The sequence below is a fragment of the Bradyrhizobium hereditatis genome, assembly GCF_020329435.1.
GTDB lineage: Bacteria > Pseudomonadota > Alphaproteobacteria > Rhizobiales > Xanthobacteraceae > Bradyrhizobium > Bradyrhizobium hereditatis.
The window spans coordinates 202,434-218,054 of the sequence record NZ_JAGKJK010000004.1; the positions used below are offsets into that span (position 1 = coordinate 202,434).

At 62.2% G+C, this 15,621-nt stretch carries 13 protein-coding genes and 1 pseudogene; 7 read left to right on the plus strand and 7 right to left on the minus strand.

The window, feature by feature from the left end; genetic code table 11:
- Window positions 1-40: 40 nt before the first annotated feature.
- The 7 genes and pseudogenes from J6524_RS11270 (at window position 41) to J6524_RS11300 (ending at window position 7,117) form a co-directional block, all read left to right on the plus strand.
- A complete protein-coding gene (locus tag J6524_RS11270; RefSeq protein ID WP_225670468.1) occupies window positions 41-1,759 on the plus strand; it encodes an ATP-dependent Clp protease adaptor ClpS in 1,719 nt (572 codons plus the stop codon).
- Window positions 1,760-1,926: 167 nt separating this feature from the next.
- Complete coding sequence (locus J6524_RS11275) at window positions 1,927-2,163, plus strand: antitoxin (protein ID WP_225670470.1); 237 nt, start codon at window positions 1,927-1,929, stop codon at window positions 2,161-2,163.
- Between the two features lie 8 nt (window positions 2,164-2,171).
- Window positions 2,172-2,563: pseudogene (locus J6524_RS11280) on the plus strand (type II toxin-antitoxin system VapC family toxin).
- A 29-nt stretch (window positions 2,564-2,592) separates the two neighbouring features.
- Complete coding sequence (locus J6524_RS11285) at window positions 2,593-3,558, plus strand: VOC family protein (RefSeq protein ID WP_225670472.1); 966 nt, start codon at window positions 2,593-2,595, stop codon at window positions 3,556-3,558.
- A 69-nt stretch (window positions 3,559-3,627) separates the two neighbouring features.
- A complete protein-coding gene (locus tag J6524_RS11290; RefSeq protein WP_225670474.1) occupies window positions 3,628-5,103 on the plus strand; it encodes an amidase in 1,476 nt (491 codons plus the stop codon).
- Between the two features lie 199 nt (window positions 5,104-5,302).
- Window positions 5,303-5,623: a UPF0158 family protein gene (locus tag J6524_RS11295; protein WP_225670476.1), complete on the plus strand. Its 321-nt coding sequence runs from the start codon at window positions 5,303-5,305 to the stop codon at window positions 5,621-5,623.
- A 90-nt stretch (window positions 5,624-5,713) separates the two neighbouring features.
- Window positions 5,714-7,117, plus strand: a complete 1,404-nt coding sequence (locus J6524_RS11300) for a DUF7986 domain-containing protein (RefSeq protein WP_225670478.1) — start codon at window positions 5,714-5,716, stop codon at window positions 7,115-7,117.
- 124 nt (window positions 7,118-7,241) lie between these two features.
- Here J6524_RS11300 and J6524_RS11305 read toward each other — a convergent pair whose 3' ends face one another.
- From J6524_RS11305 to J6524_RS11335, 7 genes are all read right to left on the minus strand, one after another.
- Window positions 7,242-8,771, minus strand: coding sequence for an ABC transporter substrate-binding protein (locus tag J6524_RS11305; RefSeq protein ID WP_225670480.1), 1,530 nt, complete (start codon window positions 8,769-8,771; stop codon window positions 7,242-7,244).
- Between the two features lie 45 nt (window positions 8,772-8,816).
- On the minus strand, window positions 8,817-9,767 hold the full coding sequence (locus tag J6524_RS11310) for an ABC transporter ATP-binding protein (RefSeq protein WP_225670483.1): 951 nt from the start codon (window positions 9,765-9,767) through the stop codon (window positions 8,817-8,819).
- Window positions 9,764-10,741, minus strand: coding sequence for an ABC transporter ATP-binding protein (locus tag J6524_RS11315; RefSeq protein ID WP_225670485.1), 978 nt, complete (start codon window positions 10,739-10,741; stop codon window positions 9,764-9,766). The genes J6524_RS11310 and J6524_RS11315 overlap by 4 nt, the downstream gene beginning before the upstream one ends.
- Window positions 10,738-11,619: an ABC transporter permease gene (locus J6524_RS11320; RefSeq protein ID WP_225670487.1), complete on the minus strand. Its 882-nt coding sequence runs from the start codon at window positions 11,617-11,619 to the stop codon at window positions 10,738-10,740. Before J6524_RS11320 ends, J6524_RS11315 begins: the two co-directional genes overlap by 4 nt.
- Window positions 11,616-12,533: an ABC transporter permease gene (locus J6524_RS11325; RefSeq protein WP_225670489.1), complete on the minus strand. Its 918-nt coding sequence runs from the start codon at window positions 12,531-12,533 to the stop codon at window positions 11,616-11,618. The genes J6524_RS11320 and J6524_RS11325 overlap by 4 nt, the downstream gene beginning before the upstream one ends.
- Window positions 12,534-12,868: 335 nt before the next feature.
- Window positions 12,869-14,113 carry an NAD(P)/FAD-dependent oxidoreductase gene (locus J6524_RS11330; protein WP_225670491.1) on the minus strand — a complete coding sequence of 415 codons (1,245 nt, stop codon included), beginning with the start codon at window positions 14,111-14,113 and terminating at the stop codon, window positions 12,869-12,871.
- Between the two features lie 166 nt (window positions 14,114-14,279).
- Window positions 14,280-15,377 (minus strand): sensor histidine kinase, encoded by a 1,098-nt coding sequence (locus tag J6524_RS11335; protein ID WP_225670492.1) that lies wholly within the window; start codon window positions 15,375-15,377, stop codon window positions 14,280-14,282.
- Window positions 15,378-15,621 lie beyond the last annotated feature (244 nt).

Below are 15,621 nucleotides of genomic sequence, written 5' to 3' on the forward strand. Positions count from 1 at the left end.
GCCAAGCAGATTACCTCGTGTCAAATGTCAGAGGTTTTCGATGAACAGCATTCAGATTGGCTATGCTCGGCTTGTCATTCACGACGATAAGGATACGCCCCAGGATTTTGTCATCAGTCTTCTCCGCACTGTCTTCAGTCAATCGCTGAGCGATGCGATCGAGCTGATGGCGACAATTGAAATGACCGGTAAAGCGGTTTGCGGAACGTATCCGCGCGCCGTTGCTGATGCGCTCTTGCAGGCCTCGCAGGAACGTATTCAGGCAGCGGGCCACCGGCTGGTGATGACGGCCGAGGTTAGCGAGGACGGAGAACCTGACCGATGCAGATTGTGCGGGAGTTTTGCGGGTGACCAAATCTGCCTGCTGAGCAACGTGGCGCCGATCTGTGACGATTGCACATTGGCCGTTGCGAACAATATAGGTGAACTCACGCGAACAAAGCAGTTCAATTTTGCCAGTGCGGCCCTCGAGTGGCACTTCGCCGGCATTCCTCGGGACCAGTTGATCGCAACGTCGCGGCAGTTTCCCGGGCATATGCGCCCGGAAGTTCAAGCTGCGGTGGACAAGCTGTTTTCGGCCTCACCGATCCGTTTCTTTGGCATTCACGAGCGCTACCGCTACGAGACGCTTACATTCGCGTCCCTGAACAGGTTTGGTGAAACGGCGCATGCTATCGCGCCGGCGCAATATCAGGAGGTGGAGATCGGCGAGGCCAAGCCAGTGAAGTGCCTCGAAAATGGATTATGGCTGTGTGCCACCGATGGCGATTTGCACTACGCGGTACTGCTGTCGGCTCATCGCGAGCACGGAGAAGAAACAGGCGTTCGCATCGAAATCCTCGCTCCTGCCGGACCGGCAAGCGCCGAGCTTGTGAAGCGCTCGTTTTCCGAGATCGAGAAAGCGGTCGACACCGCGCGTTGCTATCGCGGCAAGGTTCTCTCATTTGACGCCGACGCTAGTTACCGCGGAAGATCGCGAGGCCTCATGGTCCACAAGCTGCCGCGCATTGAACGCGCAAGCGTGATCCTGCCGGAGGCGACCTTGAAGCTGCTTGACCGCAACGTCCTTAACTTTGTGGAAGGCCGCGCACAACTACGCCGGCTCGGACAGTCCACCCGCAAAGGCATCTTGCTGTATGGGCCGCCCGGCACCGGTAAGACGCATACCATCCGTTACCTCGCCAGCAACTTGGCCGGCCACACGACATTGATCATCACGGCGGGTCAGATCGGCTTGCTCGGAGCCTACATGAACCTTGCTCGTCTGCTGCAGCCGACAATGGTCGTGATCGAAGACGCGGATCTCATTGCGCGCAATCGCGAGACGATGGGACCCTGCGAGGAGACCTTGCTGAACAGGCTGCTCAACGAAATGGACGGCCTCAAGGAGGATGCCGATATCCTCTTTGTCCTCACCACCAATCGGCCCGAACAACTCGAGGGCGCGCTGGCCAATCGACCGGGCCGGATCGACCAGGCAATCGAGATCCCGCTCCCCGACGAGGTCGGCCGCAGGAAGCTGATCCAGCTCTACGGCAAGGGGCTAGCCCTCGATGAAACTCTTGTCAGCGAGGCAACGCATCGCACCAAGGGCGTCAGCGCCGCCTTCATCAAGGAATTGATGCGACGCACCGCACAGGCGAGTATCGACCGGGATGGCGGGACAACGATCCGGCCCATCGATCTCGGCGAAGCACTCGATGACATGCTTTTCGCGAGCGGCAAGCTCAACGTCAAACTGCTTGGAGGAAAGGTATGATCGATGGATGAATGGGGCTGAGGCGTCGGTCCTGACCGGGTCAAGTTGCTGCCGCTACTTCGGCCTGGAATGCAGGCCCGGAAGGAGGGCGTCGCAGGCGCCCCCTTGTAGACGGCGGCTTCTTGGCAGATGTCTATAGCATATGCCAATCTAGTGAGATGTACCAGATGACCGAGCAGCGGCATGTCAGACTGTTTCGCAACGGCCGGAACCAGGCCGTCCGCATTCCCGTCGAATTCGAACTTCCGGGTAATGAGGCGATCATGCATCGCGACGGCGATCGGCTGGTGATCGAGCCGCTACGCAAGCGCGGCCTTGTCGCCCTACTCAAGACAATGAAGCCGATCGAACCTGGCATCCCCGAGATCGACGATCCGTTGGTTAAGCCGGAGAAGGTATTTTGACCCGCTACATGCTGGATACAAATATACTCTCCGACCTGATCAGAAAATCCGCAAGGCAAAGCAGCAAAACAGATCGTCAAAGTAGGAGAGAACAACGTATGTACAAGCATCATTGTCGCAGCAGAGCTGCGCTATGGATGCGCAAAGAGCGGTTCAGATCGGTTGCTCAAAGTAGTTGAAGATCTGCTCGGCGAAATCGATGTGCTTCCGTTCGACGAGGCGGCGGACGCTGAATACGGCGGGGATCCGCGCCGAGCTCGAAGTGGCCGGCAAACCCGTTGGGGGAAATGATTTGCTGATCGCCGCACATGCATGTGCGATCGGCGCCACGATCGTGACTGCCAACATCGATGAGTTCAAACGCATTCGCGGATTGAAGGTAGAGAATTGGCTTGAGTAAGAGCGAAGAGCGATAAGAGAGAAACTCGGATGACCATCGACTTGACCCGCCGCACCCTGCTTCACCTCGCCGGTGCCTCCTCACTGTCAGCCGCGGCCGCCGCAGCAGCGCGGGCCGAGGGCGCGTCGGGCAGCGGGGGGCCGACCTTCGCCAACCAAACGCCGATGCGGGTCGGCATGGTGACCTTACGAGTGCGCAACCTCGATCTCGTCGCCGACTATTATCGCGATACCATCGGGCTCATCGTCATGCAGCGCACGGCAACGGGTGCCCGTCTCGGTGCGGGCGGCGTGCCGCTGCTCGATCTCACCTTGCGCGCCGGCGCCGCGGCCGAAGCGCGGAACGCCGCGGGCCTTTACCACACCGCCTTCCTGATGCCGACGCGCAAGGATCTCGCGCGCTGGCTGGTGCATGCCGCGACGAACAAAGTGCCGCTCTCCGGTTTTGCCGACCACCTTGTCAGCGAGTCCGTCTATCTCGACGACCCCGAAGGCAATGGCATCGAGGTCTATGCCGACCGCGCGCCGGAAAGCTGGAAATGGGATGGCGGCACGGTGGCGATGGCGACCGACCCGCTCGATTTCGACAATCTGCTGGCGCTGACGAATCCGCGCATCTCCAACTATGCCGGAGCGCCTGAGGGCCTTCGCATCGGCCACATGCATTTGCGCGTCGGCGATCTCGAACAGGCCAGCCGCTTCTATGGCGGCGTCATCGGCTTCGACCCGACGCGCAAGCGGACCGGCGCCGCGTTCCTCTCCTCCGGCCGCTATCACCACCATCTCGGCATCAATGTCTGGCAGAGCGCGGGCGCCAGCCGGCGGGACGATGCAGCCACCGGCCTCGCCTGGTTCTCGCTGGAAATCGCATCGCAGGACATTGTGCAGGCCCAGGAGCAGCGCCTGCTGCAGGCCGGCGCGCCGGCCGCAGCGATCAATAACGGCATCGAGACATCTGACCCCTGGGGCACCAAGGTGCGGCTCATCAAGGTTTGACGGCGCGGCAACGAATGAGCGACAGCATCTCCCGCGCCGGGGTCAAAGCTGTGCCGAGAGGATGATCGAATGAACTTGCCGATGAGCTGGGACGAATGGGCGCAACATGACGGCGTTGCGCTGGCCACGCGTGTCGCGAAGGGTGAGCTGACGGCTGCCGAATTGGCGGCGCAGGCCGCTGCCGCGATCGCCAAGGTCGATCCGCCGCTTTCGGCCGTCGTCGAGATATTCGAGGATGCGGTCGCCGACCCCGCGACCGACGGCACCGCGCTCGACGGTCCATTTGCCGGCCTTCCCTTCCTGATGAAGGATCTCGGCCCAACCTTGAAGGGCCGCCTCCAGGAAATGGGCTCGCTCTATATGCGCGGCAATCGCGCAACCGCCGACACGTTCCTGACCAAGAAGATGCGCGCGGCCGGGCTCAATCTGATCGGTCGCACCACCACGCCGGAGTTCGGCGTCTGCAGCTCAGCGGAAAATCCCGCCGTCTATGTCACGCGCAACCCATGGCACACCGACTACACCACCTGCGGATCGTCGGCCGGTAGCGCGGCGATGGTCGCGGCCGGCGCAGTTCCGATCGCGCATGCGACCGACGGCGGCGGCTCGATCCGGATTCCTGCCGGCGTCAACGGCAATATTGGGCTGAAGGTTTCGCGCGGCGTGTTCTCGTTGTCGCCGCTTCTCTCCGATCTCAGCGGGCTGGTCTCGATTCAGGGCTGTCAGTCGCGCACCGTGCGCGATACCGCAGCCTTCGTCGATGCCTGCCGCGGCCCGGCGCCCGGGGAGTTCATGCCGTTCTGGAGTTCGCCGGAGCCCTATACGCGGATGATCGCGCGCGATCCGGGACGATTGAAAATCGCGCTATCGTACCAATGGGGCGATTACCGGGCAACGCCGCACATCGCAGCCGAACTGCAGAAGGCCGGACGCTTCCTCGAAGGTCTCGGCCATCACGTCGACTACGCCCTGCCCGATATCGATTATCGCGAAGCCTTCGCGGCGCAGACCACCTGCTACATCAGCAATTTTGCCGTCGTGATTGGCAACATGCTGGCGGCGCGCGGGTTAGAGCAGCCACCGGAAGGTCTGATCGAGCCGATCAATATCCGGATCTGGCAGCACGGTCGGAACACGAGCTACGCCGACCGGGCGCGGATGCAGGCGGTGTTCAACACGACCTCGCGCGGCTTCGGCGCGTTCTTCGAGGATTGGGACATCATCCTGACGCCAATCACGGCGCTGCCGACACCGAAAGTCGGCACGACCGAGTTTCTCACGATCAGCGACAACCCTGATGTGCTCGACTGGTTCGGCAATCTCTGGCGCAATTTCGCCTTTACGCCGCTCGCCAATCTCTGCGGCATCCCCGCGATCTCGCTGCCGCTCGCCACCCACGAGCACGGCCTGCCGCTCGGCATCCAGGCCATCGCCAAGCAAGCCAATGATGGGCTCCTGCTGCAGCTCGCCGCACAGATCGAGCGCGCGATCGACGGCAAGTGGAACGCGGGGCAGAAGCCACGCGTGCATGTGACGGCGGAGTGAAGGGCAAGGATCAAAGGTGCCCTTTAGGACACAGACGAGGGAATGCCGCCGGAGGCGATACCGATGCGTGTCGATTGGTATGATTTAGAGCTTGCGTTCGAGTTCGTCAGCTCCGGCCAACCGGGTATAAACGAGGCAATCCTTTGCCGAGAATCCGGCAAATTCTATTGCATTCCGAATTTGGCGACAACCTGGATGAGTGGCGGACGATGCTGACGACAGGGAGAGATATCTCCAGATCCCTCACAAGAACCAACTCGATCTCGGCACGGCGCTGGTCTTCGAGTTCGTCAGGCAATTTCTTCCGGACGAATACGGTGAAATCCAGCGGATATTCAGTAAGAAGCGTGCCTATGCGCGTTTCAAGGACCTGCTGCTACGAAAAAGCGCGCTCGACCGATGGTATGAGTTCGAAAACAACGCGACCGAAAAAGCCCTGAGGGAATGGTGTGAAGCTAATGGGCTGACAATCCGGGAAAGCGATCCACCGGCGCCGAAACAGAAATCGGCCCAGCGTTGATCTCACCTGTTGATTTCGCTGCAAGCGATTGCAGCTTGCCTTCGGAACGCTAGAGTACGCCCCGGACCAAAAGCGTGGTGGAGCCGGAACATGGCGCGCAAGCATTTGCTCGACGGACTGATGGAATGGACAAGGCGCGAGGAATGGCGCGACCGGTTTGAAGAGGTCCTCGATGACCATGTGTTGCCAACCTGCGACGAGACCGGCCTCGAGCCCGATGAGATCGTCTCAACGCTCGGCGAAGATTACTTCATGCGCACGGTCTGGGCTTGCGCGTTCGAGGATATGCTGACGCGGACGTTCGAAGACGGCAGCAACATCGTCGACGACTATCTGGCGCACCGGGGATCGAAGGAAACAGCATCCGTTCGCGCCTATATCGCCGCCTTGCGAGATTCCGCGATGAGCCTCTATGAAGTGAGCGATGTCGTCCTCGACAAATCGTTTCGTGCGCGCGACCTCGTGCGCGGCGGGGAGCCGGTCCTGATCAGCGAACGGTTGGCAACCCGCTTCCTCAAACAATGGGACCGCTTCGCCGGACGCGTGTTGCAGGTGGAAGGGCGGACGCAGATCAGCGGGGCCCTGTTGCCGTATGAGCATCAGTCGTCGGAAGATATCATCGACGGTTTTCGCAGATTGGGGAAACTCAGCAGGAAGGATAAGCAGGCGCTTGCCAAGACGATCGGAGAGGAGTTCGACGCGGCCGTTATTGCCAGGCTTTCGGAGACCGAACGGCTGCGTGCGAGCAGCCCGACGTTCACGAACATCTGGCTCCTTGACGCGATCGACCAGGCCGAGCGGGACCTTCCCGATTTGCGGAACTTCGACGGCGATGAACTTGTCATGTGCACGGTCTGCTATCCGCTCGCAGCGGGCACGACGGAGGACGACATCCGGACGGTGCTGGATTCATGTGCCGATCTGCGGCCGCGCACCGTGACGCAGTGGAACTGGGTCGGCAAGAACACTAAGACGTCGGCCGCTCGGGCCCAGTCATCGGAAGCCCTGACCGTGGAGACGACGCTCGATGATGGCGCGCTCTCGCTCGGCCATCTTGAGTTGGACGGCAGAACGCTGGTGCTATCGGTCAATTCCCGGCAGCGCGCGGAACGCGGATGCGCAATGCTTTCGGCGATGCTGGGCGAGCGGCTCGGGCAACCCTCGGTCGAGACCAAAACCGTCGAGCAAATGCTCGCGTCGCGCGATGCCCATGCACCTCAAGAACTCGATCTTTCGGAGGAGGAGCACCGCGCCATCATCCACCAAACCATGGACCGGCATTATCGCGAGACGCTCGATGAGCCAGTCCCGGCGCTCGGCAACAAGTCGCCGCGCGCTGCAGTCAAAACCAAAAGCGGGCGCGCCAAGGTCGTCGACTGGCTCAAGATGATGGAAAACCGTACCGCCAAAGCCGGCGAATCCAATCCTGCGATGGCGAGCTACAGCTTCGACTGGATATGGGTGGAATTGGGCGTTGCCGAATTGAGACGATAGTCATGTCGTGCGCCATGCTGTTGCATTGGCAGCCCACGACGCCAGGGGAGTGGAAGGCCAAAGCCACCTTCTCACCTCCCAGTGCGCCCCTGCTCGTTTGAGCGGCTGCCGTTCGCTCTGTCGCCTACTTCCACTTCGCCAGATAGAAGCGCGGCAGTTCGTCCGGGTATGGCGTAAAGTCGAGCTGCTTGGAATGGCCGTAGGTCGTCACATAGGTGTGCAGCGGCGCCCAGTAGGCCTGCTCGGTGATCTTCTTGATCGCCGCCGAATAAGCCTCCTTGCGTGCCTCCGGATTGATGGTTGATCCGCCCTGCAACAGCAACTTCTGCACCTCGGGATCGCGCGCATAGTCGTCCGCGCCGCCATCGAAGAAATTCGGCATGATGGCCGAGACGTCATTGATAGAGTAGCTGCCCCAGCTTCCGAGATAGGCGCGCAGTTCGCCTGCCTTGGCGCGCTGGATCAAGGCCGCCACCTGCAGCTGGTTGAGCTTGGCGCGGATGCCGACCGCATGCAGGTAGTTCTGAACGGATGATCCCCATTGCGGCAGCACGTAGCTTGCAAGCTCCACATCAAAGCCGTCGGGATAGCCTGCCTCGGCGAGCAGCTGCTTGGCCTTTGCCGGATTGTAGTCGTAGGCCACCGCGGCCTCGGCATCGCAGCCGAACTGTGACGGGAAGCAGGGCGCGGCGGGAACGCGGCTGCCACCGGTGACGAGCTTGTCGGCGATCGCCTTGCGGTCGATCGCATGCCAGATCGCCTGACGCACCTTCTGCTTGGTCAGGGGATTGTCGGCCCCGGTGCGGCCGGCGGCGTCGAGCGAGAGATAGCCAATCCGCATCGATTCCTTGCGCACCGCCTGCAGATGCGGCATCCGGTTCACGGACTCGAGCTGGTCCGGATTCATATTCCAGATCCAGTCGGCGCGGCCGGCGAGCAATTCGGTCATCTCGGTCGCGGCATCAGGCACGAAGCGCACGCTCATCTTCTTGATCGCAGGCTTGCCCTTGGGACTGCCGGCCCAGTAATCGTCGAAACGCTCGAAGTCGATGGAAACACCAGGCTCGACCTTGGTGATCTTGTAGGGACCTGCGCCGACCGGCGCCTTGGCGTAGCCTTCCGCACCGACCTTCTCGCGATACGCCTTGGGATAGATCGGCAGCACCAGCGCGAAATATTCCAGCGCAGCCGGATTCGGCCGCTTCAGCGTGACGCGCACCGACAGATCGCCGATCTTCTCGGCCTTGTCGATCCAGTTGTAGTTCGCCGGCGTCGACACCCGGCTCGCCGGATCGGCCACGAGGTTGATCGTGTAAACTACATCAGCGGCGGTAAGCTCGCTGCCGTCATGGAACTTGACGCCGGGGCGCAACGTGAACTCGATCGTGGTCGGATCCGGCAGCTTCCACTCGGTGGCGAGCAGCGGCTCCAACTTGAACGTATCGGGATTGCGGTAGACCAGCCCGTCCCAGCCCTGGTGATGCATGACCACGCCGGTGCGCAGGTTGTTGTAGAAGGGATCGATGTTGGGCAGCGCGTCGCGCATCACGATGCGCAACGTGTCAGCGGATTTTTGCGCGACTGCCGGCAGTGCACCGGCGCCCGATAGAACCATTGCCAGAACTGCAACGCCGAGCCTCTTTTGCATGCGCATATCGCTCTCCATTATTGTTCTATTACAGACCGCGTGAAGCACGCCCTATGCCAGATGACATTCTACCATTCCCTGGGGTGGCCGGACCATGCGCGCTGGTGCCTCATGGCGGCAGCGCTCGACCGCGATGCGACAGCGCGGGTTGAACCGGCAGCCCGGCGGAATATTGGAGGGGTCCGGCATGATGTCGCCAAGCCCGATGTCGGGCACCCCACGGCCCGGTTCCGGCGTCAGCACGCTTTCCAAAAGCGCCTGGGTGTAGGGATGCGCAGGCGCGCGAAACAGCGCGTCGGTCTCATTGCGCTCGACGATCCGGCCGAGATACATCACGGCGACTTCGCTCGCCACGTGCTCGACGACAGCGAGATTGTGGCTGATGAAGAGATAGGTCAGCCCGAGGTCGCGGCGCAGATCGGCGAGCAGATTGAGGATCTGCGCCTGTACCGAGACGTCGAGCGCGCTGGTCGGCTCGTCGCAGATCACGATCCGCGGCTCCAGCACCAGCGCCCGCGCGATCGCCGCGCGCTGCCGTTGCCCGCCGGAGAGTTGCGCCGGCATGCGCTCGCCCATCGCGGCCGAGAGGCCGACGCGTTCGAGAATGCCGCCGACCCGACGATCGATCTCGGCGCGCGAGAATGCGCCCTGGGCTTCCAGCGGCAGCGCCACGATGTCCTTGATGCGCCGGCGCGGGTTAAGCGAGGCAAAAGGATCCTGGAACACCGGCTGGATCAGCCGGGCGCGCGCCTTGCGATCGAGGTCGAACAGGCGTTTGCCGTCGACCAGCACGGTCCCTGCGGTTGGCTTGAGCAGCCCCAGGATCATCCGCGCGAGCGTGGACTTGCCGCAGCCGGACTCGCCGACCACGCCGAGCACGCTGCCGGCGGGCACGCTGAAGGTCACGTCGTCGACCGCAATCACGCGCTTTTCCGCCGCCATCAGTCCGGTGCGGACGCGGAATTCACATCGTAGGTTCTTTACCTCGATCGCAGCGGTCATGCAGGTTGCAGCTCCGCCCAGCCCGGCTCGAGCCGGCACAGGTAATCGTGCGCGTCGCCCATCGGCCGCCGCGGAATCGCGCGCGTGCAGGTCTCGTTTGCATGGGCACAGCGCGAGCGAAAGGCACAGCCGGCAAAACCGGCGCCGATCGCCGGCACGATGCCCGGGATCGAGCCGAGCGGCTTGTCGCGCTGCACGCGGCCCGGCACCGGCACGCAGGACAGAAGCCCACGCGTATAGGGATGCTGCGGCGCGCGGAACAGTTCCGCGGTCGGCGCGCGCTCCACCACCTCGCCGGCATACATCACCGAGACATGGTCGGCGACGCGCGCCACGATGCCGAGGTCGTGGGTGATTAAGAGGATCGAGAGGCCGAACTCGCGCTTGAGGCTCGCGAGCAGCCGCAGGATCTGCGCCTGCACGGTAACATCGAGCGCAGTGGTCGGCTCGTCGGCGATCAACAATTCGGGGTCGCACATCAGCGCCATCGCGATCATGACGCGCTGGCGCAGGCCTCCCGAGAGCTGGTGCGGAAATTGGCCGAGCCGCATGCCGGGCGCGGTGATGCCGACGCGGCCCATCAGTTCGGCGGCACGGTCGAGCGCCGCTGCACGCGAGCCTCCCTTGTGGCGCGTCAGCACCTCGGCCATCTGCGAGCCGATCGTGAAGGCGGGGTTGAGGCTCGTCATCGGCTCCTGAAAGATCATCGCCATGCGGTTGCCGCGCAGCCGCGCCATCTCGCGATCCGACAGCGACGTGAGGTCCGTGCCGGCAAAGCTCATGCGTTTCGCCGAACGCTGACCGCCGCGCGCAAGCAGGTTCATGACCGCCAGCGCCGAGACCGACTTGCCGCAGCCGGATTCGCCGACCAGGCAATGGGTCTCGCCCTTCGCCACCCGGAACGAGGCGCCGCGCACTGCCGCGGTGCGGCCGAACGAGACCTGGAGCTCCTCCACTTCCAACAGCGCACTCATCGCAGCCGCTCCGCGCCGAGGAGGTTGCGCAATCCATCGCCGACCAGATTGATGCCGAGCACCAGGACGGCTAGCGCTACGCCGGGGATCATGATCACCCAGGGCGAAAAGAACATGTAGTCCTTGCCCTCGGCGATCATCAGCCCCCAGGACGGCAGTGGCGGCGGAACGCCGAGGCCGAGGAACGACAGGGCTGCCTCGAGCAGGATCGCGAGCGCCATCTCCAGCGTGGCCACGACCGCGAGATGGCTCGCAATGTTCGGCAAAATTTCCTTGATCAGGATATGCGGCATAGACGCGCCGGCGCACCAGGCGGCGCTGACATAGTCGTGGTTGCGGACCTGCATGGTGGTGGCGCGCGCTACGACGGCGAAGCGATCCCACAGCAGCAGCCCTAGCGTCGCGACGACAAGCCCGAGGCCCGACCCCATCAGCCCGACAACGGCAAGCGCAACCAGCACGACGGGGATCGACAATCGCGTCGTGATCGCAAACAGCACGACGTCGTCGACGCGGCCGCCGAAGAAACCACCGAGCACGCCGAGCGTGGTGCCGATCACACCCGACGTGATCACCGTCATGATGCCGATCAGGAGCGAGATGCGCGCGCCATAGACCAGCCGCGCCAGATAGTCCCGCCCAAGCTGATCGGTGCCGAGGAGGTGGCCGGCCTGGCTGCCCTCCATCCAGAACGGCGGCTTGAGACGGTTGCCGAGATCCTGGGTGAACGGGTCCGCCGGCACCAGCCAATTGCCGACGAGCGCGGCGGCCAGCACCAGTGCGACAATGGCGATGCCGATCGCAAAGCCGGTCGTGCCGATCCGCGACGTGGCGATACCCGAAGGCTGCGGGGCCTGAATGGCTATCGGTTCGCTCATCCCGTTCGCAGCCTCGGGTCAAGCAGCGCATTGAGGATGTCGGCGAGCAAAGTGAGGCCGATATAGAACACCGCCAGCACCAGCACCACCGCCTGCACCACTGGGAAATCGTTCTTGGCAATGCTCTCCCAGCCGAGATAGCCAACACCGTGAAGTGCAAACACCGTCTCGATGACGATCGAGCCGCCGAGCATGAACCCGAGCTGGACCGCCGCGATCGAAACAACCGGAATCGCGGCGTTACGCAGCGCGTGCTTGAAGATGATGCGGGCGCGAGACAGCCCTTTGGCGCGCGCGGTGCGGATGTAATCGGAGGCCATCGCCTCGATCATGCCGGAGCGCGTCAGCCGCGTCAGCGCCGGGATCGCCGTGAAGGCGAGCACGATGCCGGGCATTACGAAATGCTGCCAGGTGCCGGTGCCTGAAATCGGCAGGATGCCGAGCTGCAGGCCGAGCACGATCATCAGGATCAAGGCCAGCCAGAAACTCGGAACCGCCTGCCCCACCATGGTGAACAGCGTGACGCCGCGATCGATCCAGCTGTTCTCGCGGAGTGCCGCCAGGATGCCAAGCGGCAACGAGACGATCAGGGCAAGGCTTAATCCTACCAGGCCGAGCGTGAGCGTGACCGGCAGGCGCTTCTGGATCAGGTTCGCAACGCTATCCTTGAAGAAATAGCTCTGACCGAAATCGCCCACCATGGCGCGACCTGTCCAGGCGAAGAATTGGACATAGAGCGGGCGATCGAGCCCATAGGCCTTGCGCACAATTTCGACGTCGGCCTGTGTCGCCTGCGGGCCTGCGATTGACACGGCAAGGTCGCCCGACAGCCGTGTCAGCAGGAACGCAAGCGTCATGACCGTCAGCGCGACCAGCACCCCGAGAGCAAGACGCCTGGCAATCAGACGCAACATCTACAAAACTCCAGAGCCGACGCACCCGCGTCGTGGTCGGCGAAGCACGCGCAACGGTGTCATCAAACTATCGTCCCATGCAAGAGCGAGTTGACGATTGCAACGACTACGCACTGTGACAATCGCAGGCTGCGATGGTTGCAATGCGCGTGCCACCGCCGCCAGCTGCGGCGACGCTTTCGCGACAAGAAAAATTCCAGCGAATTCAACAGCTTTGCTCGATGATAGCGGCAGTCGCGGACCGCGTTCAACGATCGCTGTCCACAGTCTTGAAGCCTGCGCCTGTTTTTGCGGCTCTATGGGCAAGGGATGCGCCTGTTCGGATTCCGATCAGCTCAAACGTAACGGCTTGGCGCGAACGGCGTCACGTCATATGGCGGCGGCGCACCGTCGATCATGGCGGCGATCGCGGCGCCGGTCGCGGGCCCGGTCGTGAAGCCGATGTGCTGGTTGCCGAACGCAAGCCACAGGCCGGCGTGCCGAGACGCCGGACCGATCATCGGCAGGCTGTCGGGCAGCGTCGGACGCGAGCCGCGCCAGGGGTCTCCGACGGCATCGCCGAACTCCATCACGCCGCGCGCGAGCGGAACCACCTGATCGAGTTGGGCGAACGAGGAAGGCGCGTCGCGATCCGTCAGTTCGACACCCGAGGTGACGCGGATGCCCTGCTCCATCGGAGTCATGATGAAACCACCGTCGATGTCATAGATCGGACGCCGCAACGACCGCGCCGGGTTCGACCTGAATTCGCGGTGGTAGCCGCGCTCAAAGGCAAGCGGCACGCGATAGCCGAGCGGACGCAAGATTTCCGCCGACCATGGCCCAAGCGCGACTACGACATGGCGCGCCGATATCTCGCCACTCGCCAGCACGACGCGCCAACCCTCACCGTCAGGCTCGATCGCCTTGACGTCGGCCTGCCTGACATCGCCGCCAGCGCCAGCGAACATCCGTGCATAGGCCTTGACCACTGCGCCCGGCGAGTCGACCGAGGCGGTCTCGGTGTGCAGCAAGCCCACTTTATAGACAGGTAGGATGTCAGGCTCGAGCGCAGAGATGGCCTGGCGGTCGAGCAGTTCGCTCGCAATGCCATATTCGGCGAGCAGCGCCTGCTCCGCTTTCGCCGACGCGAGCGCATCGCCGCGCCACGCCTTCAGCCAGCCGGTCTCGCGGATGCGATGGCCCGCTTCCGCCTTCACGATCCATTCCCGATGCAGTTTTGCCGACGCGCCGATCAATCCGTGCAGAGCCGTCGCGCGTGGCTTGAAACGCGATGCAGACGAGTCGGCCAGAAAGCGTGCGACCCAGCCTGCGTTCCGCATCGCCCAGAGCGGATTCCATCGCAATGCCGCATGGCGATTGGTCAGATACTTCGGCAGCGCCTTCCACAGCGAGGGGTTGTTCAGCGGGGTGATCGAGCCGCTGCTGATGATGCCGGCATTGCCGTATGAGGTTTCGCTGCCGGGCTCGCGCCGGTCGATCAGAACGACCGACATCCCGCGCAGCCGCGCGGCATACGCCGTCGACACGCCGACAATGCCCGCACCGAGCACCACGACATCCGCTTTATCTTCCGACATTCACTTTCCCGATACTTGCCCCTGAAGATTTCACATCATGGTCGTCCCGGCGCCGCGCGTGCTCAGGTCCGCTGCCATACAAGAAGCGAACGTCACAACGTCACGATGTCATCAAACGGCCGCCCCGAGCAAGGGAGGCGGCAATGTTTGCGTGAGGGGGTTCAGCTTACATTTTCGTCCTTGCAAGGTCTTTGAATAATCCGATGCTCACGCGCATTCCCTTGCCCGGGGCGCTGTCGACATCGAAATTCGCTTTGGCATTCTCCGTCAATGTACTGAGCATCAGCGCTGAAAGCTTTCCAGGCACAGGCCACGTTGCGCCTTCAGGGAGCCCGTTTCCGTCGTCTGCCACCTCGACCCGATAATAATCATCGCGCTCCTGCAGGCATCTGACAGTCAATCTGCCCGATTCTCGCCCATCAAAGGCGTACTTGAATGCGTTCGTCAGCAGTTCATTGACGAGGAGTCCCACCGGCATCGCCACATTGATTGAAATCGGAGCTCGGTCCGCTTTGAGGTCGAGTCTGACGCCATCAAGACCGTGAGTACGCGTCACCGCAGACGCAATTTGTGTAAGATACTGACCAAGGTCGATGGTTTGACCAAGACCATCGCCGGAGAGTTCTCGATAGAGAATGGCCAACGATTCGATGCGTCCGGCCAGACGATCGAGCGCCGCCCGGTCAGCGCTATCTTGATTGCGAATATCGAGACGAATGAGGGCCGCGATCAATTGCAAATTGTTTTTTACTCGATGCTGTAACTCCTTCAACAAAAGATCCTTATCGCGCAGTTGCCGCTCAATTTCGTCACGTTGCGATTTTGCGCGCTCGGTGATGTCAATCAGCGCGACAATGCGATAGTCCTCCGTTCCATCCTCGTTTTGGATCACGCCAGCAAATGCGTCTACCAAGAGATGCGTCGGCTGCTCGCGTTGAAATGTTCCGATAAAATCATCACAGTCGAGTAGCGACTTGGTGAAGGTGACACCGGGCTGTCCTTCCAGCGTGAATGACTCCAGAACCGACCAGCCTCTTCCCTTGATTTCTGAGGCGGTTTGTCCCGTCAGCCTCTCATAGGATTTATTCGCAAAAACGATGCGCTGGTCTCCGCCGACGATTTTGGAGATGACGACTGCTATCGGTAAGTGATCGAGGAACAGCTTGAATTCGTGGGAATTGATGGCGTGTGTGATATCGAGCGTGTCGAATAGATCATTGACCTGCTGCGAAACAGACGCGGAGCCCTGTTCTGGGTCACCCATTTTACCTGTCCTGATTGCCAGCCGGGATTCGCCCCTGAGCTAAGAGGAGATGATAAGCCTCTGGCGCAGCCACGCTAGTCAAATCCGCTGCGGCCGCGCGACCGCAGCCCTTGGGGGACTGGAGAAAGGTCATGGGCTGGAGCTGTTCGGCGCGACAATTTATCCGGCCCTTTCCGGGCAGTTTTCGTCTAGGCAGCTCTCGGTCCGGAACTGTCCCGGCCCAAGCAGCTCCAGCCCTGAGAGC